Genomic DNA, 18,583 nt, shown 5'->3' on the forward strand with positions numbered 1-18,583 from the left:
CGTTAAGAACAAGAGATGTGGCCGATCAGGAACCGCATCCGGGGGATTGCAAATGGAATATTTTGTCCAGCAGCTCGTCAATGGGCTGACGCTTGGATCTATCTATGGATTGATAGCCATCGGCTACACCATGGTTTACGGCATCATCGGCATGATCAATTTCGCCCATGGCGATATCTTCATGCTGGGCGGGTTTGCCGCTCTCATCGTCTTCCTTCTCCTCACCAGCGTCTTTGCCGGCCTTCCGGTCGTTTTGCTGCTGCTGGTGATGATCGCCGCGGCCATGCTGACGGCGTCCTTGTGGAACTGGACGATCGAAAAGGTGGCCTATCGGCCGCTGCGCGGTTCGTTCCGCTTGGCGCCGCTGATCACCGCCATCGGCATGTCGATCGCGCTGTCGAACTTCATCCAGGTCACGCAGGGTCCGCGCAACAAGCCGATCCCGCCGCTGGTGTCGTCGGTCTACAACGTCTTCGGCATCTCGATCTCGCTGAAACAGCTGATCATCATGGTGCTGACGGTCATCCTGCTGACGACCTTCTGGTACATCGTCAACAAGACCTCGCTGGGTAGAGCGCAGCGCGCAACCGAACAGGACCGCAAGATGGCGGCGCTGCTCGGCATCGACGTCGACCGCACGATCTCGGTGACCTTCATCATGGGCGCCTCGCTCGCGGCCGTCGCCGGCACCATGTACCTGATGTATTACGGCGTGACCGTCTTCACTGACGGCTTCATTCCGGGCGTCAAGGCCTTCACGGCCGCGGTTCTGGGCGGCATCGGCTCGCTTCCGGGCGCGGTTCTCGGCGGCCTGCTCATCGGTCTCATCGAGAGCCTTTGGTCCGCCTACTTCACCATCGACTACAAGGACGTCGCGACGTTCTCCATCCTCGCCATCGTCCTGATCTTCAAGCCGTCCGGTATTCTCGGACGACCGGAAGTCGAGAAGGTTTGATCCATGACCAACATTGCAAACACGTCTGAGCGCGCCGGCGGTAACCTGACGGCGCAGGCTCTGCGCGAGGGCTTTTATGCCGGCGTCATCTCGCTCGGCCTCTTCGTCCTCTTCGTCGGTCTCGAGACCACGCAGAACATCCGCAACGAGCTGGTCATCAACCAGCGCTGGGGGCTGCTGGCGATCTTCGTGATCGTCGCCGCCGTCGGCCGCTTCCTCTCGGTCGCCTATCTGCGGCCCTGGGCGGCAGCCCGCAAGGCGAGCGCCGCGGCCAGGCCCGTGGATGAAGAAGTCAGCTTCTTCAAGCGCAACTTCTCGAAGATCGCGATCGTCGCGCTGCTCGTCTATCCGCCGCTGATGGTCATGCTGTTCGGCGTGCAGGGCTCGCTGAAGTGGGTCGACAATTTCGGCATCCAGATCCTCATCTACGTGATGCTCGCCTGGGGCCTGAACATCGTCGTCGGCCTCGCCGGCCTGCTCGACCTCGGCTATGTCGCCTTCTATGCGGTGGGCGCCTATTCCTACGCGCTGTTGTCGCAGCAGTTCGGCTTCTCCTTCTGGGTGCTGCTGCCGCTCGCCGGCATCCTTGCCGCCTTCTGGGGCATGATCCTCGGCTTCCCGGTGCTGCGCCTCAAGGGCGACTATCTCGCCATCGTGACGCTCGCCTTCGGGGAAATCATCCGCCTGGTGCTCATCAACTGGACGGAAGTCACCAAGGGCACCTTCGGCGTCTCCGGCATTCCGAAAGCCTCGGTCTTCGGCATCTGGTCCTTCGACGTCAGCGCGCCGAACAACTTCGCCAAGGCCTTCGACCTGCCGATGTCGTCGGCCTACTACAAGATCTTCCTGTTCTATCTCATCCTCGCCCTCGCTTTGCTGACCGCCTACGTGACGATCAAGCTGCGCCGCATGCCGATCGGCCGGGCCTGGGAAGCGCTGCGTGAAGACGAGATCGCCTGCCGCTCGCTGGGCATCAACACGGTGACGACCAAGCTGACGGCCTTTTCCATCGGCGCGATGTTCGGCGGTTTTGCCGGCTCCTTCTTCGCCGTGCGCCAGGGCTTCGTCTCGCCGGAAAGCTTCGTCTTCCTCGAATCGGCGATCATCCTCGCCATCGTGGTTCTCGGCGGCATGGGTTCGCTCGTCGGCATCGCGATCGCTGCGGCGGTGATGGTCGGCGGCACGGAGCTCCTGCGCGAAATGACCTTCCTGAAGGCGGTCTTCGGCCCGGACTTCACGCCGGAACTCTACCGCATGCTGATCTTCGGCATCGCGATGGTGGTGGTCATGGTCTGGAAGCCGCGTGGCTTCGTCGGAAGCCGTGAGCCGACCGCGTTCCTCAAGGAACGCAAGGCGGTCTCCGGCAGCTTCACCAAGGAAGGGCACGGCTGATGGCGACCCTGACCAACGTGGCGACGAATACAGCGACAAAGACCATGACGAACGATCCCATCCTGAAAGTCGAGCATCTCTCGATGCGCTTCGGTGGCCTCATGGCCATCAACGACCTCTCCTTCGAGGCACATCGCGGCGATATCACCGCGCTGATCGGCCCGAACGGCGCGGGCAAGACCACGGTCTTCAACTGCGTGACCGGCTTCTACAAGCCGACCATGGGCATGATCACCATGCGCCAGAAGGGCGGCAAGGAATTCCTGCTGGAACGCATGACCGACTTCGAGGTCAATCGTGATGCGAAGGTGGCGCGCACCTTCCAGAACATCCGGCTCTTCTCGGGCCTGACCGTGCTGGAAAACCTGCTCGTCGCCCAGCACAACATGCTGATGAAGGCGTCCGGCTATACGATCCTCGGCCTGCTCGGTTTCCCGACCTACAAGAAGGCCGCGGGCGAATCGGTCGATATCGCCAAATACTGGCTGGAAAAGGCGAACCTCATCGATCGCGCCGACGATCCGGCCGGCGACCTGCCCTACGGCGCGCAGCGTCGCCTGGAAATCGCCCGGGCCATGTGCACGGGGCCGGAATTCCTGTGCCTCGACGAACCGGCGGCGGGCCTCAACCCGCGTGAATCGCTGACGCTCAACGAGCTGCTGCGCTCGATCCGGAAAGACAGCGGCACGTCGATCCTGCTCATCGAGCACGACATGTCGGTGGTCATGGAAATCTCCGACCACGTCGTCGTGCTCGAATATGGCCAGAAGATTTCCGATGGCACGCCGGACCATGTGAAGAACGATCCGAAGGTTATCGCGGCCTATCTCGGTGTGGAAGACGATGAGGTCGAAGAGGTGATTGAAGAGATCGAGGTTATCGCCGAGAACGAAGGCCCGCAGGGAGGGTCGCACGCATGAGTGATACGCTTCTCAGCGTCCAGGGCGTGGAAACCTACTACGGCAATATCCGCGCGCTCGCCGGTGTCAATGTCGAGGTGAAGAGGGGCGAGATCGTCAGCCTGATCGGTGCGAACGGCGCCGGCAAGTCGACGCTGATGATGACGATCTGCGGCAGCCCGCAGGCGCGCACCGGCACGGTCACCTTCGACGGCGAGGACATCACGCGCGTGCCGACGCATCTGATCGCGCGTCGCCGCATCGCGCAATCGCCGGAAGGGCGCCGCATCTTCCCGCGCATGACGGTCTATGAAAACCTTCAGATGGGCGCGAGCCTCGACAATCTGAAGTTCTTCAACGAGGACGTGGAGAAGATCTTCACGCTCTTCCCGCGCCTCAAGGAACGCCAGGCCCAGCGCGGCGGCACGCTTTCGGGCGGCGAGCAGCAGATGCTGTCCATCGGCCGTGCGCTGATGGCGCGTCCGAAGCTCCTGCTTCTCGACGAGCCGTCGCTCGGGCTTGCGCCGCTGATCATCAAGCAGATCTTCGACGCCATCAAGGTCTTGAACCAGGAGCAGGGTCTGACCGTGTTCCTCGTCGAGCAGAACGCCTTCGCCGCCCTCAAGCTCTCCAACCGGGCCTATGTGATGGTCAACGGCCAGGTGACGATGAGCGGTTCGGGCAAGGAACTTCTGGCCAATCCGGAAGTGCGCGCCGCCTATCTTGAAGGCGGGCGCCACTAGGGCGGTCGAGAGGAGAAAAAAATGCAGGGAATTCTTTACGAAGAACCGTCCATCTGGCAGTTCCTGTTCATCACCGTCATCATGGGCGGCTGGACTGCCTGGCGCACCGGCAAGAGCGTTGCGGAGAACTGGCAGAACTATACGACGCTGCTGATCTACGTGGCTCTGCTCGGCGTCGCCATCCGCTTCATCCACCACGCCCTGTTCCACGGCAGCATGCTGACGGTGCAGTACTATGTCGTGGACACCGCCGTGCTTTTGTTGTTTGCTACGCTCGGTTACCGCTACTATCGCACGCGGCAAATGACCAACAACTACTACTGGCTCTATGAAAAAGCATCGCTCTTTTCATGGAAGTCTAAATAACCAGAGGGAACTCCGCGACCGGCTCTTGGCCGCGGGATAAAGCATATCGGCGCAATGATGCGGGTGTTGCGACCGGTTGAAAACGAGCCCGCGTTTAATTTTGGGAGTAACACAATGAAGAAGTCTCTCCTGTCGGCTGTTGCTTTGGCTGCAATGGTCGCATTCAGCGGCAACGCATGGGCCGACATCCTGATCGGCGTCGGCGGCCCGCTGACCGGCCCGAACGCTGCCTTCGGCGCACAGCTCCAGAAGGGTGCCGAGCAGGCTGCTGCCGACATCAACGCAGCTGGCGGCATCAACGGCGAGCAGGTCAAGATCGTGCTCGGCGACGACGTCTCCGACCCGAAGCAGGGCGTTTCCGTTGCCAACAAGTTCGTTGCTGACGGCGTGAAGTTCGTTGTCGGCCACTTCAACTCGGGCGTTTCCATCCCGGCTTCGGAAATCTACGCTGAAAACGGCGTTCTGCAGATCTCGCCGGCGTCCACCAACCCGACCTACACGGAACGCGGCCTGTGGAACACCTTCCGTACCTGCGGTCGTGACGACCAGCAGGGCGCGGTAGCCGGTGCCTTCATCGCTGCAAACTTCAAGGATGGCAAGGTTGCCGTTCTGCACGACAAGACGCCTTACGGCCAGGGTCTCGCAGACGAAACCAAGAAGGCGACGAACGAAGCCGGCATCACGGAAGTGATCTATGAAGGCGTCAACGTCGGCGACAAGGACTTCTCCGCTCTCATCGCCAAGATGAAGGAAGCCGGCGTCAACGTCGTCTATTGGGGCGGCCTGCACACCGAGTTCGGCCTCATCGAGCGCCAGGCTGCCGACCAGGGCCTGAAGGCTCAGTTCATCTCGGGCGACGGTATCGTCTCGAACGAACTGGCTTCCATCGCTGGCGACGCCGTTGACGGCACGCTGATGACCTTCGCTCCGGATCCGCGCAAGAACGCAGCTGCCAAGGACCTCGTCGAGAAGTTCCGCGCAGCCGGCTTCGAGCCGGAAGCCTACACGCTCTACGCTTATGCTGCCGTTCAGGTCATCGCTGAAGGCGCCAAGGCTGCCGGTGGCATCGATCCGCAGGCTGTTGCTGAAGCCATCAAGTCGAAGGGTCCGTTCCAGACCGCCATCGGCGAACTCGGCTTCGACGAAAAGGGCGACATCACCCGCCCGGACTACGTCCTCTACACCTGGAAGAAGGGTGAAGACGGCAAGTACACCTACGTCGAGAACGAATAATCGTCTCACGCGGAACGGGCGGCGCATGCACGCCGCCCGACCGTTTCAGCTTCGAGCCCGGCCTTCGCGCCGGGCTTTTTTATGGCCGCCCGCACGCGCAAGCGCTTGCGCCGGAGGGCCGCATCGGGGAACCTGCCGGCATGACAGCATCCATGGAACAACCACCCGTTCAGCAAGGGGAAGGCGCTTTGCCCCGTCCGCAACGGGCGCGCGGGCAGGGGCGGCTTGCCGCTAAAGCGTCCGCCGCCGGTACGCGCCTCGACGTGCTCTATCAGGATGGTTGCGCCAAAATCCGCCTTCCAAAGACCTTCGACGGAACGATGGAGGCCGTGCTCATCAACACGGCCGGCGGGCTGACGGGCGGCGACCGCATCGACTGGTATCTTTCGGCAGCCGCCGGCACGCGCCTGACGGCGACGACGCAGGCCTGCGAGCGGATCTACAAGGCGAGCGCCTCCACCGCGACGGTCGAGACGCGCATCGAGGTCGGCGCCGGCGCGCGGGTGGACTGGCTGCCGCAGGAAACCATTCTCTTCGATCGCTCGTCGCTCACCCGCCGGCTGGAGGTCGACCTTGCGGAAGATGCTCGCTTCCTGGCGGTCGAGGCCATCCTGCTCGGCCGCAAGGCGATGGGCGAGCAGATGGAGACCGGGCTCCTCCGTGACCGCTGGCGCATTCGCCGCGCCGGAAAGCTGATCCATGCAGAGGAGGCGAGCCTTTCGGGCGACGTGGCGGCGCTGACGGGCGAGCGCGCGGTGCTGGCCGGCGCGCGCGCCTTCGCCACCGTGCTCTTTTGCGGGCCGGAGGCGGAGGCCCATCTGGAGCCGCTCCGCCGGCTTGTGGGCGAAACCGATGGCGGCGTCAGCCATTGGCAGGACAAGCTCGTGGCACGCCTGGTGGCAGACGACGGTTTTGCCCTGAGAAAAAAACTCTTGCCGCTTATTTCGCACTTGCGTAACGGCGCGAGCGTGCCGAAAGTCTGGACTCTGTAGCGCGCTAAGCAATCCTATGGATTTGCGTCTGCGCGCCACCTTCCTGTTTTGCGTATGTCGCGCGCGCAAAACCTTTGCATAGTAGGCGCGATCGGAATCAAGCGATGGACTGCCTATGAATCTCACTCCCCGCGAAAAGGACAAACTGCTGATTGCCATGGCGGCGATCGTGGCGCGCAGGCGGCTGGAGCGCGGCGTGAAGCTCAATCATCCCGAGGCGATCGCGCTGATCAGCGATTTCGTCGTCGAGGGTGCGCGCGACGGCCGCTCCGTCGCCGACCTCATGGAGGCGGGCGCCCATGTGCTGACGCGCGACCAAGTGATGGAGGGCATCCCCGAGATGATCCACGACATCCAGGTGGAAGCGACCTTTCCCGACGGCACGAAGCTCGTGACCGTGCACGAACCGATACGGTAGGACCATGCTCGACCTCAGGCCCAACTGCGAATGCTGCGACCGCGATCTTTCGCCGGAAAGCCCGGACGCGATGATCTGCACCTTCGAATGCACCTTCTGTGCCGATTGCGTGACGGGCGTTCTTGGCGGCGCCTGCCCGAATTGCGGCGGCGACTTCACGCGCCGTCCGGTGCGGCCGGCGGCGCTGCTTGCAAAATATCCGGCATCCACCAAGCGGGTCCTGAAAGCCGAAGGCTGCGGGCCGGCAAAGGCCGCGTGAGAGGAAGACCATGATTCCGGGTGAAATCATCGCCGCGAGCGGCGACATCGAACTCAATGCCGGCCTGCCGGTGACCACGCTCGACGTCGCCAATACGGGCGACCGGCCGATCCAGGTCGGCAGCCACTACCATTTCTACGAAACCAATGCCGGGCTCGCCTTCGACCGCGAGGCGACCCGCGGCCTGCGCCTCGACATCCCCGCCGGCACGGCGGTGCGCTTCGAGCCGGGGCAGACGCGCACGGTTCGCCTCATTCCCTTCACCGGCAAGCGCGAGATCTACGGTTTCCGCCAGAGTGTGATGGGAAAACTCTGACATGGCGTTGCATTTCCGGACCCTTCTTGCCGCTGCCTTCCTCCTCGTCCCGGCCACCTTCGCGGTCGCGCAGGACAACGAGCCGGACGTCGACTGCGATAACGCCATGACGCAGATGGACATGAATATCTGCGCGCACCGCGACTACGAGACCGCCGATACGGAGCTGAACGCCGTCTACAAGAAGGCGATGGATGCGGCGCGCGAGATGGACGTGCAGGCCAAGGACATGGGCGAGCACTATGTCGGCGCCGTCAATGCGCTGAAGCGCGCCCAGCGGGCCTGGATCGGCTATCGCGACGGCCAGTGCGAATTGGCCGGCTTTGCGGCGCGCGGCGGTTCGATGGAGCCGATGCTGGTTTCCGGCTGCCTTGCCGATCTCACGCGGAAGCGCACGGCGGAACTGAAAACCGTCTACGAATCGGAAAACTGAGGGCCGCCGGTGTCGCGCAGCATCGCCATCGTCGGAAACGGCAGCATCCCCGAGGGGGTGGCGGGGGCGATCGATGCCGCCGACCTGGTGATCCGCTTCAACGATTGCCGCTCGGCGGGCCTCGGCGGGCAGAGGACCGATGTCGTCGCCGTCTGCAACACCGGTCGCCCGGCGCTCGGCATGCTCGGCGGCGGGCGCTGGAAGACGAGCGAACCGGTGCGGCAGGCGGGGGAATTCTGGTGCGTGCGGGCTTCGGAAACGTTCGCCGCCATGCGCGCGCCGCTTGCCATGAGCCATCCCGACCTCGATGATTTCTGCGACGACTATACGATCGGCTTCGAAACCTTCGCCCGCGCCACCGGCCGGCGGCTGAGCATCGTTCCGGCCGCGACCCACCAGGCGCTCGACGCGGCACTTTCGGCATTCGATCCGCCGCCCTATGTGGTGCCGAGTTCGGGCCTGATCGTCATCGCTCATGTGCTCGACGCGATCGCCGGGGAGGGTGACCGCGTCATGATCGCGGGCTTCGGCCATGAGGGCTGGGAATGGCATCCCTTTGCCGCAGAGCGGCGCTGGACCGATGCGCAGATCGCCGCCGGCCGCCTTGCACGTCTCGACCACCAGAACACGACACCTGCCTCCCGGGGAACCTGAACCATGTCCTACAGAATGTCCCGCGCCGCCTATGCCAACATGTTCGGCCCGACCACGGGCGACAAGGTGCGGCTTGCCGATACCGAGCTCTTCGCCGAGGTGGAGAAGGATTTCACCACCTATGGCGACGAGGTTAAGTTCGGCGGCGGCAAGGTCATTCGCGATGGCATGGGCCAGAGCCAGGCGACGCGCGCCGAGGGCGCTGTCGATACCGTCATCACCAATGCGCTGATCATCGATCACAGCGGCATCTTCAAGGCCGATGTGGGCCTGAAGAACGGCCGCATCGCCGGGCTCGGCAAGGCCGGCAATCCGGATACGCAGCCGGGCGTCACCATCATCGTCGGCCCCTCAACGGAGGTGATCGCCGGCGAGGGGAAAATCCTGACGGCGGGCGGCATGGACGCCCACATCCACTATATCTGCCCGCAGCAGATCGACGAGGCGCTGGCAAGCGGCATCACCACAATGCTCGGCGGCGGCTCCGGCCCGGCGCATGGCACGCTCGCGACGACCTGCACGGGCGCGTGGCATATCGAGCGCATGATCGAAAGCTTCGATGCCTTCCCGATGAACCTCGCGCTTGCCGGCAAGGGCAATGCCTCGCTCCCCGCGCCCATCGAGGAGATGGTAAAGGCCGGCGCCTCGTCGCTGAAGCTGCACGAGGACTGGGGCACGACGCCGGCGGCGATCGATTGCTGCCTGTCGGTTGCCGACGAATACGATGTGCAGGTGATGATCCACACGGACACGCTGAACGAAAGCGGCTTCGTCGAGGATACGATCGATGCCATCAAGGGCCGCACCATCCACGCGTTCCACACGGAGGGGGCGGGCGGCGGCCATGCGCCGGATATCATCAAGGTCTGCGGCCACGCCAACGTCATCCCGTCCTCGACCAATCCGACGCGGCCCTACACGGTCAACACGATCGCCGAGCATCTCGACATGCTGATGGTCTGCCATCACCTGTCGTCGTCGATCCCGGAAGACATCGCCTTTGCCGAAAGCCGCATCCGCAAGGAGACGATTGCGGCCGAAGACATCCTGCACGATATCGGCGCCTTCTCGATCATCTCTTCCGACAGCCAGGCGATGGGCCGTGTCGGGGAGGTGGCGATCCGCACCTGGCAGACCGCCGACAAGATGAAGCGCCAGCGCGGCAGGCTAGCTGGCGAGACGGGCGACAACGACAACCTGCGCATCCGCCGCTACATCGCGAAATACACGATCAACCCGGCGATCGCCCAGGGCCTCAGCCACGAGATCGGCTCCATCGAGATCGGCAAGCGGGCGGACCTCGTTTTGTGGAACCCGGCCTTCTTCGGCGTGAAGCCGGACATGGTGCTTCTGGGCGGCACGATCACCATGGCGCCGATGGGCGATCCGAATGCCTCGATCCCGACGCCGCAGCCGGTGCATTACCGGCCGATGTTCGGCGCCTTCGGCAAGATGCGCACCAATTCCTCCGTCACCTTCGTCTCGCAGGCGGCGATCGATCTCGGCCTGCGCGAGCGCCTCGGCGTCGCCAAGCAACTGCTGCCGGTGCGCAACACGCGAAAAATCTCCAAGGCCTCGATGATCCTCAACGACCTGACGCCGCATATCGAGGTGGATCCTGAGACCTACGAGGTAAGGGCGGATGGAGAATTGCTCACTTGCGAGCCCGCGACCGTGCTGCCGATGGCGCAGCGCTATTTCCTGTTCTAGCCTCAAAACGGGACAGTTAAACTTGTACCGACTGCTTTAGACGAATCTGAAAGGAAGTCGCGTAATATCCTTCCGTTCAAGATGGAGAGATTTATGCGTGGCAGGCTGGCCCTTTGGCTGAGGGCCCAGTGGGAGGTCGGTGTCTTCCGGACACGGGCCGACATTTCGACTTTCGTGCTGAACACCGTTCTGGTGGCGATCACGCTTGCCACCGCGACCTACCTTATGGTTGCGGCAATCCTCACGAATTTCAGCTTTTTTCCCTATCCCTTTAGTGAAGCGCTCGGTTTCAACACCTCCACGACGGTGATGATCGCGGCGAGCGTTTCGGCGCTGCTTGCCTGGCTGCTGGGCACCGCCGTCCACGAAATGGCGCTGTCGCGCGCGGAATTCGAGCGGCTGAGCCGGCTCGATCCGCTGTCGGGCCTGTTCAACCGGCGCGCCTTCGCCGAGAAGATGGTGGCGGCAAACGTTAACGGTTTCTTCGTGCTGTTCGACGTCGACCGCTTCAAGGCGGTCAATGACGTTTATGGCCATGCGGCGGGCGACGAGGTCATCGTCGCCATCGCCGAGGAGCTGCAACGGGTTTTTGCGCCCACCCATCTCGTCGGCCGTTTCGGCGGCGAGGAGTTTGCCGTCTTCATCCATGGCGAGGATCGCGGCGATTGCAGCCTGCTGGTCGAGGAGGCACGCCGCTCCGTCGCCGCGCGCCGGGTCGAGACCGCCCATGGCATGGTCGCCGTCACCATGTCGGCCGGCATTGCCGACCGGCCGGCGGGCCGTCCGTTCGACGCGGTCTTCGAGGCGGCGGACCATGCGCTCTACCTCGCCAAGTCGCTCGGCCGCGACCGGGCCATCCACGAGGACGAAGGCGAGGGCCTGCTGGAGCCGAGCCGCCGGGTCGCGGCTGGTGGTCGCCGGCGCTAAACACCTACGGCAAATGACGTAGGTCGCCGTTTCGATGGTTTCCTTGGCCGGGCAAACATGCTTTTCTCGCCGTCCTATGCATCGACGCCCGAGGTCGCCTCTTGCCCTATCGCTCCACGGAAATCCTGCCGCACGGAACCGGCGGAAACCGCACGCCCATCGATGTCGTCGTGTTGTCGCACGACCAGCGCCATGTGCGCCGCAAGCTCCTGCACATGCAGCATGACGACGTCGTCATGCTCGACCTGAAGGAGCCGGTGCAGCTTTCCCATGGCGACCTGCTGCTTGCCGAGTCAGGCGAGGTGATTGAGGTGATCGCGGCGGAAGAAGCGCTCTACGAGGTGACGCCGCGGGACCGCCTGCACCTCGTCGAGCTTGCCTGGCATCTCGGCAACCGCCACCTGCCGGCGGAGTTCGAGGAGGGCCGCATTCTCATCCTGCGCGACCACGTCATCCGCGACATGCTGGTCGGGCTCGGTGCGTCGGTGCGCGAGGTGTCGGAGCCCTTCCATCCGCTGCGCGGCGCCTATCACGGCACGGGACATGGCCATCACCACCACGACCATGGCTGAGACGGCATCGCCCGTCGCGCTGGTGCGGCTGATGACCTGGCTGTCGCCGGCCTTCCCGGTCGGCGCCTTTTCCTATTCCGGCGGGCTGGAACAGGCGGTGAGCGCCGGCGATGTCGTTGATGCCGGAGCGTTGCGCGACTGGCTCGCGAGCCTTCTGGCGCATGGCAACCTCTGGAACGACGCCGTGCTGTTTGCCGAGGCGCATCGTGCTGCCGGCGATCACGCGCGGCTGGCGGATGTTGCGGCCCTGGCGGAGGCGCTTTCGGGTTCGGCGGAGCGGCATCGCGAAACGATGTTGCAAGGCGAGGCCTTTCTTGCCGCAGCATCGAGCTGGCCGCATCCGGTGCTGGAGGCGCTGGACAGGGCGGCCTATCCGGTTGCCGTCGGTGCCGTTTCCGGTGCGCATGGCATAACGGCCGAGGCGGCGCTTGCAGCCTATCTGCATGCGGTCGTCTCGAACCTCGTCTCGGTCGCCATCCGCTGCGGCGTCATCGGCCAGCGCGACGGGGTGGCGACGCTGGCGGGGCTGGAGGCGCGCATCGTCGCGCTTGCAGCATCGGCATCGGCATCGACGCTCGACAACCTCGGCTCGGCGACCATCCGCGCCGATATCACGAGCCTTCGGCACGAGACATTATCGGTCCGGCTGTTCCGCTCATGAGCCGGCAGATTTTTCAGGACGGAGATTTGCAATGACATCGAAGAACGGTCCCCTGCGCGTCGGTATCGGCGGCCCCGTCGGCTCGGGCAAGACGGCGCTCACCGAAAAGCTCTGCAAGGCGATGCGCGAACACTATTCCGTCGCCGTCGTCACCAACGATATCTATACGAAGGAGGATGCGGAGGCGCTGGTGCGCATGCAGGCGCTGCCCTCGGAGCGCATCGTCGGCGTCGAGACGGGCGGCTGCCCGCACACGGCGATCCGCGAAGACGCCTCGATCAACCTCCAGGCCATCGCCGATCTCAACCGGCGTTTTCCCGATCTCGACGTGGTCTTCATCGAATCCGGTGGCGACAACCTGGCGGCCACCTTCTCGCCGGACCTGGCGGACCTGACGATCTATGTGATTTCCGTCTGCCAGGGCGAGGAAATCCCGCGCAAGGGCGGGCCGGGCATCACCCGCTCGGACCTGCTCGTCATCAACAAGAAGGACCTGGCCCCGCATGTCGGCGCCGATCTCGACGTGATGGAGCGGGACGCGGGGCGCATGCGTGTCGCGCGCCCCTTCGTCTTTTCCGACATGAAGCGGGGCGAGGGTGTCGAGCGCATCGTCGACTTTTTGCGGGTGCAGGGCGGGCTCTAGATCCGCCGTAGAGCTTCCGGATCGCCGATATGGACGAGGCGGCCGCGTACGTTGACGCCGTGGCTGCGCAGCATGGAAAAGGCGCGCGACAGCGCTTCGGGTGCCAGCCCGAGTTTTCCGGCAAGCAGGCTCTTCTGGTAGGGCAGGCGGAAGCTCGTGGGCTTGCCCTCCACCGGGCAATGGGCGAGCAGGTAGCGCGCCACGCGTTGCGGGGCGGTGTGCAGCCGGTCGTCGGCGAGGCTCGCGAAGGCTCGAGAAAGCTGCGCCGAAAGCGCGCTGACGAGCGCGATGGCGAGGTCCGGTCGGCGGTTCGCGATATCGCGCACGCGTCTCAGGTCGAAGCGGGCGATCAGCGAGGGTTCGGCCGCCTGGGCGGTTGCGGCATAACGCCCGCCATCGAGCACGACGCTCGCGCCGATGAGGTCGCCCGGGCCGTAGAGCTCGACATCGGCTTCGCGTCCGTCCGGATCGAGCTTGTAGACGCGCATATAGCCCGAAAGCACGCAATGCAGCATGTCGGCGGGCTCGCCCTCGCGAAACAGCATCTGGCGAGCCGGCAGGTTGCCGATGGCCGCGATCTCCATCATCGCCGCAACACTTTCCACGCCGAGCACGGACAGGAGGCCGGAATTCAGCAGGGTTTCGCGTTCCCGTGCACCGGGTTTCATCAGCCTGTTCATCGATCTCACTCCATGCTCCCGCAGGCGTCTTCGGTCTTCGATGACAAGACGATAGGCGAGGGCAGGCAAGTCCGACTTGATTTCGATCAATCAAAACAAAAACGGCCGGTTTCGCACCGGCCGTTTGTTTCATTCCGCGGCGAGTGCCGAGTGGTGCACCACGCTGAACGGTTTTCGGTCGCCGTTCTTCTTCTCCAGCGTCTCGATGCGCTTTTCGAGGTCCGAAACGTCGCGGGCGGTCTGGTCGGCAAGGCGGGTCAGCGCCTCCGGCTCCATGGCCAGCAGCTCGTCATCCTTCTTGCCGACGAAGCGGCCGAAGAGCCAGCCGAGGAAGCGCGAGACGTCGTCCATGATCAGGAAGAACGAGGGCACGACGACGAGCGACAGCACCGTCGAGACGATGATGCCGCCGATCACCGCGATCGCCATCGGCGAGCGGAACGAGCCGCCTTCGCCGACGCCGAGTGCGGAGGGCAGCATGCCGGCCGACATGGCGATGGAGGTCATGACGATCGGGCGGGCACGCTTGCGGCCGGCCTCGATCATCGCCTCCACGCGGTCCATGCCGTGGTGCATCATCTCGATCGCGAAATCCACGAGCAGGATGGCGTTCTTCGTCACGATGCCCATCAGCATCAGGATGCCGATGAGGACGGGCATGGAGAGCGCGTTCTGCGTGAGGATCAGGCCCGCCGCTACACCGCCGATGGCAAGAGGCAGCGAGAACAGGATGGTGAAGGGCTGGATGACGTCCTTGAACAGCAAGATCAGCACCATCAGCACGAGCAGCACGCCGAGCAGCATGGCATTACCGAAGGACTGCTGCATTTCCGCCTGAACTTCAGCGTCGCCGCTTTCCGCGAACTGCACGGTGGATGGCATGTCGGTGCTGGCGGCGATCTCCTTGAACCTTGCACTGGCCGTATCGAGCGCTACCCCTTGCTGAAGGTCGGACCCGATCTGCACGACGCGATTGCGGTTATGCCGTTTCACCGAGCTCGGGCCTTCGGAATAATCGATGTCCGCCACGGTGGAGAGCGGCACGACCTGGCCGTTCGCCGCCTGGACCTTCAGGTTGCGGATGGCGGCAAGGTCGGTGCGGAAGCTGCGATCGACCTGCACGCGGATCGGGATCAGCCGGTCGTCGAGCGAGACCTTGCTCAGCTGCGCGTCGATATCGCCGATGGTGGCGACGCGCACCACTTCGGAGATCTGCGCCGTCGTGATGCCGAGGCGGGCCATCTGGTCGTCGCGCGGGCGGATCTGCAGTTCCGGCCGCGGCAGCGAGCCTTCCGAGCTGACATTCGACAGAACCGGGTCGGCGCGCAGCTTGGATTCCAGCACGGCGACGGTGTTGTTGAGGTCCGCCTCGTTGTTGGAGAGCAGGTTGAACGCGAGGTCGCGCTCGCCGCGATCGTTGAGCTTGATGATGCGCACGTCCGGGATTTCGCGGAGCGTCGCGAAGAGTTCCTTCTCGATGTCCCATTGCGGACGGATGCGGCCTGTCGTCTCGACCTTCGGCAGGTAAGGACCGATCACCGGAATGCGGCCGGCAACATCGTTCACCAGCTTATGGACGAGCGAATGTTCGAGCTTGTGGAGGATGACCGTCACCGAGGCGCGTCGCAGCTCCAGGTCGCCCTTCGGCGAGGAGCCACCGAGCACGAAGACGCTTTCCACGCCGTTGATGCCCTTGACCCGCTCGAAGATCTGCGTGGTCGTGCGGTCGGTATCCTCCAGCATGGCATCCGGCGGCAGTTCGACGGAAAGCACGACGCGCGAGGCGTCTTCCGGGGGCAGGAAGCTGCCGGGAACGGTGGCGAGCAGCATGACCGAGCCGATGAGGAAGGCGATGGCGGCAAGCAGCGTCGCATAGCGGGCGTACCACTTGCTCGTCGTCTTGCTGACGAGCCAGGTGTAGCCGCGCATGAAGATGCCTTCCTTCTCCTCGCCATGGCCGTCGGCATCGCCGGAGCGCATGAGATAGGCCGCCATGACGGGCGTTATCAGGCGCGCCACCACGAGCGAGAAGAACACCGCGACGGCCACCGTCAGGCCGAACTGGATGAAATACTGGCCCGGAATGCCCGGCATGAAGGAGACCGGCACGAAGACGGCGATGATGGTGAAGGTCGTCGCGATGACGGCGAGGCCGATTTCGTCGGCGGCTTCGATCGCGGCGCGGTAGGGCGTCTTGCCCATGCGGATGTGGCGCGCGATGTTCTCGATCTCCACGATCGCGTCGTCAACGAGAATGCCGGTCGCGAGCGTCAGCGCCAGGAACGAGACGAGGTTCAGCGAGAAGCCCATCAGGTCCATGACGAAGAAGGTGGGAATCGCCGACAGCGGCAGTGCCACCGCGGAAATCAGCGTTGCCCGCCAGTTGCGCAGGAAGAGCAGCACGACGATGACAGCGAGCAGCGCGCCTTCCATCAGCGTATGGAGGGCGGCTTCATAGTTGCCGTAGGTGAAGTAGACGGCGTCGTCGACCAGCTGGATCGAGACGTCCGGGAATTGCGTGCGCACCTTCTCCAGCGATTTCGCGACGGATTCGGCGACCGTCACTTCGCTGGCGCCCTTGGAGCGGAAGACGGCGAAGGTCACGACCGGATTGCCGTTGAAGCGCGAGAAGGAGCGCGGCTCCTCATAGGTGTCGGTGACGGTGCCGAGTTCCGACAGCCGCACGAAGCGGCCGTTCGCCAGCGCCACCATCGTGTTGTTGAGCTTTTCGACGGAGCGCGCATCGCCGAGCACGCGGATCGCCTGTTCGGCGCCGGCGATCTGGCCGCGGCCAGAGCCGACGTCGGCATTCATGTTGCGGATCTGGCGGCTGACATCGGCGGCGGTGATGCCGAAGGATTCGAGCTTGTCCGGGTTAAGGTCGACGCGCACCTCGCGGTCGGCGCCGCCATAGCGGTCGATCTTGCCGATGCCGGCCTGGCCCTGCAACGCGCGCTTCACCTTGTCGTCGACGAACCAGGAAAGCTCTTCCAGCGTCATGTTGGGCGAGGAGACGGCGAAGGTCTGGATCGCCTGGCCTTCCACGTCGATCTTGGTGACGACCGGTTCCTCGATCGAGGCCGGCAGGTCGCTGCGGATGCGGTCGATAGCGTCCTTGACGTCCTGAAGCGCCTGGTCCGTCGGCTTTTCGATCTCGAAGAGAACGGAAGTGACCGAGCTGCCGTCTGTGACCGTCGAGGTAATGTCGTCGACGCCTTCGATACCGGCGACCGCGTCCTCGATCTCCTTGGTGACCTGCAATTCGAGTTCCGCAGGGGCCGCACCGCTCTGGTTTACCGTGATGGCGACGACGGGCACGTCGATATTGGGGAAGCGCGTGATGGGCAGCGCATAAAAGGATTGGATGCCGACGAACATCAGCAGGAAAAAGGCGAGCAGCGGCGCAATCGGATTGCGAATGGACCAAGCTGAAAAGTTCATGTCCCCAAAGTCCTCGATAAGAGACCAGACGTTGTTCAGGCTGCCGGCCCCACTCCGGCTTGCCCGTATATGACCAGGCGCCCCACGCCCGGCATTGCCCCCGCTGTCAGCGGGGCCTTCACGTCATTTCGTGGCCGAAGCCTGTTCGGCATGCACCGGATTGACCCGATCGCCATCGCGAACATAGGCGCCGGCCTTGGCGACCACCTCGTCGCCGGCGGCAAGGCCGCTGACGATCTCGATCACCTGGCCGTCCTGGATGCCGGTCTCGACCGGCACCAGCTTGACGACACCGTCCTCGACCTTGCGGGCCACCGTCTTGCCATCGGCCGTCGTGATGGCCGAGAGCGGCAGGACGACGCCCTCTCGCTGCTCGACGACGATCTCCGCGCTCGCAAACATGCCGGCGCGTGCCTTGCCGGGCTCGTCGAAGCGGATATAGACGCGGCCGAGACGGCTGTCCGGGTTGAGCGTCGGCTCGATGAGGCGGATCGTGCCCGTGAGCTTGGCAGCACCGCCGGCGAGGGTTACCGTCGCCTTCTGGCCGAGCGCCAGCTTGAGGATGCCGTCTTCGGAGACGTCGGCTTTCAATTCGATCTCGCCATCACGAATGACCGTGAAGAGCGGCGAGGCGCCGCCGCTGGCAATGGCGCCGATCTTTGCCGTGCGAACGGAGACGACGCCGGCGACCGGCGACTTCACCGCCGTGCGGGCAAGCCTCAGGTCGATGTCGTCGATCTGGGATTGGGCCACGGTGATGTCGGCTTCGGAGACCGCGATCGCCTGTTCGGCGGAGTTGACGCGGGCAAGTGCCGCGTCCGCCGCGGCCAGCGCCTGGTCGGCGGCGGCCTGCGACTGCGAGCCGGACTTCACGAGTTTCTGGGCGCGCTCGCGCACGCGGATGGCCTCGTCGGAATTAGCCTTGGCCTCGACGAGCTGCGCCTTGATCTGCGCCAACGCGGCCTTCGCCTTGGCGAGGGAGGCTTCGGTCTGGCTCTTTTCCAGCACGAGCGCATCGTCGTTCAGCGTTGCGAGCGTGCCGTCGGCGGCGATCGTATCACCGACATCGGCCGCAAGCGTGCGGATGGAAAGGCCGTCGACGAGCGGCGTCACATAGACTTCCTCGACCGCCTGCACCGAGCCGGTCGCAATGACGCGGTCGATGACCTCGCGCGTTTCAGCGGCGGTGACGACGATCGCGGGCAAGTTCTGCACCTGCGTGGCGGCGGCTGCGTCGGTCGTTGCCGCATCGGCGGCGAATAGAACAATCGGATGGACCGTCATGAAAG

Annotated in this window: 20 protein-coding genes; 17 read left to right on the forward strand and 3 right to left on the reverse strand. The window is 64.2% G+C overall.

Annotated features, from left to right (window positions below):
• Positions 1-52: 52 nt before the first annotated feature.
• The 17 genes from GB927_RS30840 (at position 53) to ureG (ending at position 13,173) form a co-directional block, all read left to right on the forward strand.
• On the forward strand, positions 53-955 hold the full coding sequence (locus GB927_RS30840) for a branched-chain amino acid ABC transporter permease (RefSeq protein ID WP_256121061.1): 903 nt from the start codon (positions 53-55) through the stop codon (positions 953-955).
• 3 nt (positions 956-958) lie between these two features.
• Entirely contained in the window at positions 959-2,347 is a 1,389-nt protein-coding gene (gene livM, locus GB927_RS30845; protein ID WP_256121062.1) for a high-affinity branched-chain amino acid ABC transporter permease LivM, read from the forward strand.
• Positions 2,347-3,267 carry an ABC transporter ATP-binding protein gene (locus tag GB927_RS30850; RefSeq protein ID WP_256121063.1) on the forward strand — a complete coding sequence of 307 codons (921 nt, stop codon included), beginning with the start codon at positions 2,347-2,349 and terminating at the stop codon, positions 3,265-3,267. The genes livM and GB927_RS30850 overlap by 1 nt, the downstream gene beginning before the upstream one ends.
• Entirely contained in the window at positions 3,264-3,989 is a 726-nt protein-coding gene (locus GB927_RS30855) for an ABC transporter ATP-binding protein (RefSeq protein ID WP_256121064.1), read from the forward strand. The genes GB927_RS30850 and GB927_RS30855 overlap by 4 nt, the downstream gene beginning before the upstream one ends.
• A 21-nt stretch (positions 3,990-4,010) precedes the next feature.
• Positions 4,011-4,355 carry a DUF6867 family protein gene (locus GB927_RS30860; protein ID WP_256121065.1) on the forward strand — a complete coding sequence of 115 codons (345 nt, stop codon included), beginning with the start codon at positions 4,011-4,013 and terminating at the stop codon, positions 4,353-4,355.
• A gap of 114 nt (positions 4,356-4,469) precedes the next feature.
• Entirely contained in the window at positions 4,470-5,588 is a 1,119-nt protein-coding gene (locus GB927_RS30865; RefSeq protein WP_256121066.1) for a branched-chain amino acid ABC transporter substrate-binding protein, read from the forward strand.
• Between the two features lie 152 nt (positions 5,589-5,740).
• A complete protein-coding gene (locus GB927_RS30870; protein ID WP_256121067.1) occupies positions 5,741-6,580 on the forward strand; it encodes an urease accessory protein UreD in 840 nt (279 codons plus the stop codon).
• A gap of 115 nt (positions 6,581-6,695) precedes the next feature.
• Entirely contained in the window at positions 6,696-6,998 is a 303-nt protein-coding gene (locus GB927_RS30875; RefSeq protein WP_256121068.1) for an urease subunit gamma, read from the forward strand.
• A 4-nt stretch (positions 6,999-7,002) separates the two neighbouring features.
• On the forward strand, positions 7,003-7,257 hold the full coding sequence (locus GB927_RS30880; RefSeq protein ID WP_256121069.1) for a DUF1272 domain-containing protein: 255 nt from the start codon (positions 7,003-7,005) through the stop codon (positions 7,255-7,257).
• Positions 7,258-7,267: 10 nt separating this feature from the next.
• Positions 7,268-7,573 carry an urease subunit beta gene (locus GB927_RS30885; RefSeq protein ID WP_256121070.1) on the forward strand — a complete coding sequence of 102 codons (306 nt, stop codon included), beginning with the start codon at positions 7,268-7,270 and terminating at the stop codon, positions 7,571-7,573.
• A 1-nt stretch (position 7,574) separates the two neighbouring features.
• Complete coding sequence (locus GB927_RS30890) at positions 7,575-8,006, forward strand: lysozyme inhibitor LprI family protein (protein WP_256121071.1); 432 nt, start codon at positions 7,575-7,577, stop codon at positions 8,004-8,006.
• Between the two features lie 9 nt (positions 8,007-8,015).
• Positions 8,016-8,660: a Urease operon accessory protein gene (locus GB927_RS30895; protein ID WP_256121072.1), complete on the forward strand. Its 645-nt coding sequence runs from the start codon at positions 8,016-8,018 to the stop codon at positions 8,658-8,660.
• Positions 8,661-8,663: 3 nt separating this feature from the next.
• Positions 8,664-10,370, forward strand: a complete 1,707-nt coding sequence (gene ureC, locus GB927_RS30900; protein WP_256121073.1) for an urease subunit alpha — start codon at positions 8,664-8,666, stop codon at positions 10,368-10,370.
• Positions 10,371-10,463: 93 nt separating this feature from the next.
• The gene (locus GB927_RS30905) at positions 10,464-11,297 is read left to right on the forward strand and encodes a GGDEF domain-containing protein (RefSeq protein ID WP_256121074.1); all 834 of its coding nucleotides are present in this window, start codon (positions 10,464-10,466) and stop codon (positions 11,295-11,297) included.
• A gap of 101 nt (positions 11,298-11,398) precedes the next feature.
• Entirely contained in the window at positions 11,399-11,869 is a 471-nt protein-coding gene (ureE, locus tag GB927_RS30910) for an urease accessory protein UreE (RefSeq protein WP_256121075.1), read from the forward strand.
• Complete coding sequence (locus GB927_RS30915) at positions 11,841-12,530, forward strand: urease accessory protein UreF (protein ID WP_256121076.1); 690 nt, start codon at positions 11,841-11,843, stop codon at positions 12,528-12,530. The genes ureE and GB927_RS30915 overlap by 29 nt, the downstream gene beginning before the upstream one ends.
• A 31-nt stretch (positions 12,531-12,561) precedes the next feature.
• Positions 12,562-13,173, forward strand: coding sequence for an urease accessory protein UreG (gene ureG, locus GB927_RS30920; RefSeq protein WP_256121077.1), 612 nt, complete (start codon positions 12,562-12,564; stop codon positions 13,171-13,173).
• Here the strand turns inward: ureG and GB927_RS30925 are convergent.
• The 3 genes from GB927_RS30925 to GB927_RS30935 all read right to left on the reverse strand — a co-directional run bounded on the left by GB927_RS30925 (position 13,170) and on the right by GB927_RS30935 (position 18,578).
• Positions 13,170-13,853 (reverse strand): Crp/Fnr family transcriptional regulator, encoded by a 684-nt coding sequence (locus GB927_RS30925; RefSeq protein WP_256121078.1) that lies wholly within the window; start codon positions 13,851-13,853, stop codon positions 13,170-13,172. The genes ureG and GB927_RS30925 overlap by 4 nt on opposite strands.
• Positions 13,854-13,982: 129 nt before the next feature.
• Positions 13,983-17,294: an efflux RND transporter permease subunit gene (locus tag GB927_RS30930; protein WP_256121079.1), complete on the reverse strand. Its 3,312-nt coding sequence runs from the start codon at positions 17,292-17,294 to the stop codon at positions 13,983-13,985.
• A 123-nt stretch (positions 17,295-17,417) separates the two neighbouring features.
• The gene (locus tag GB927_RS30935) at positions 17,418-18,578 is read right to left on the reverse strand and encodes an efflux RND transporter periplasmic adaptor subunit (protein WP_256121080.1); all 1,161 of its coding nucleotides are present in this window, start codon (positions 18,576-18,578) and stop codon (positions 17,418-17,420) included.
• Between the last annotated feature and the right edge of the window lie 5 nt (positions 18,579-18,583).

Origin of the sequence: Shinella lacus (assembly GCF_010994755.1) — a bacterium.
GTDB lineage: Bacteria > Pseudomonadota > Alphaproteobacteria > Rhizobiales > Rhizobiaceae > Shinella > Shinella lacus.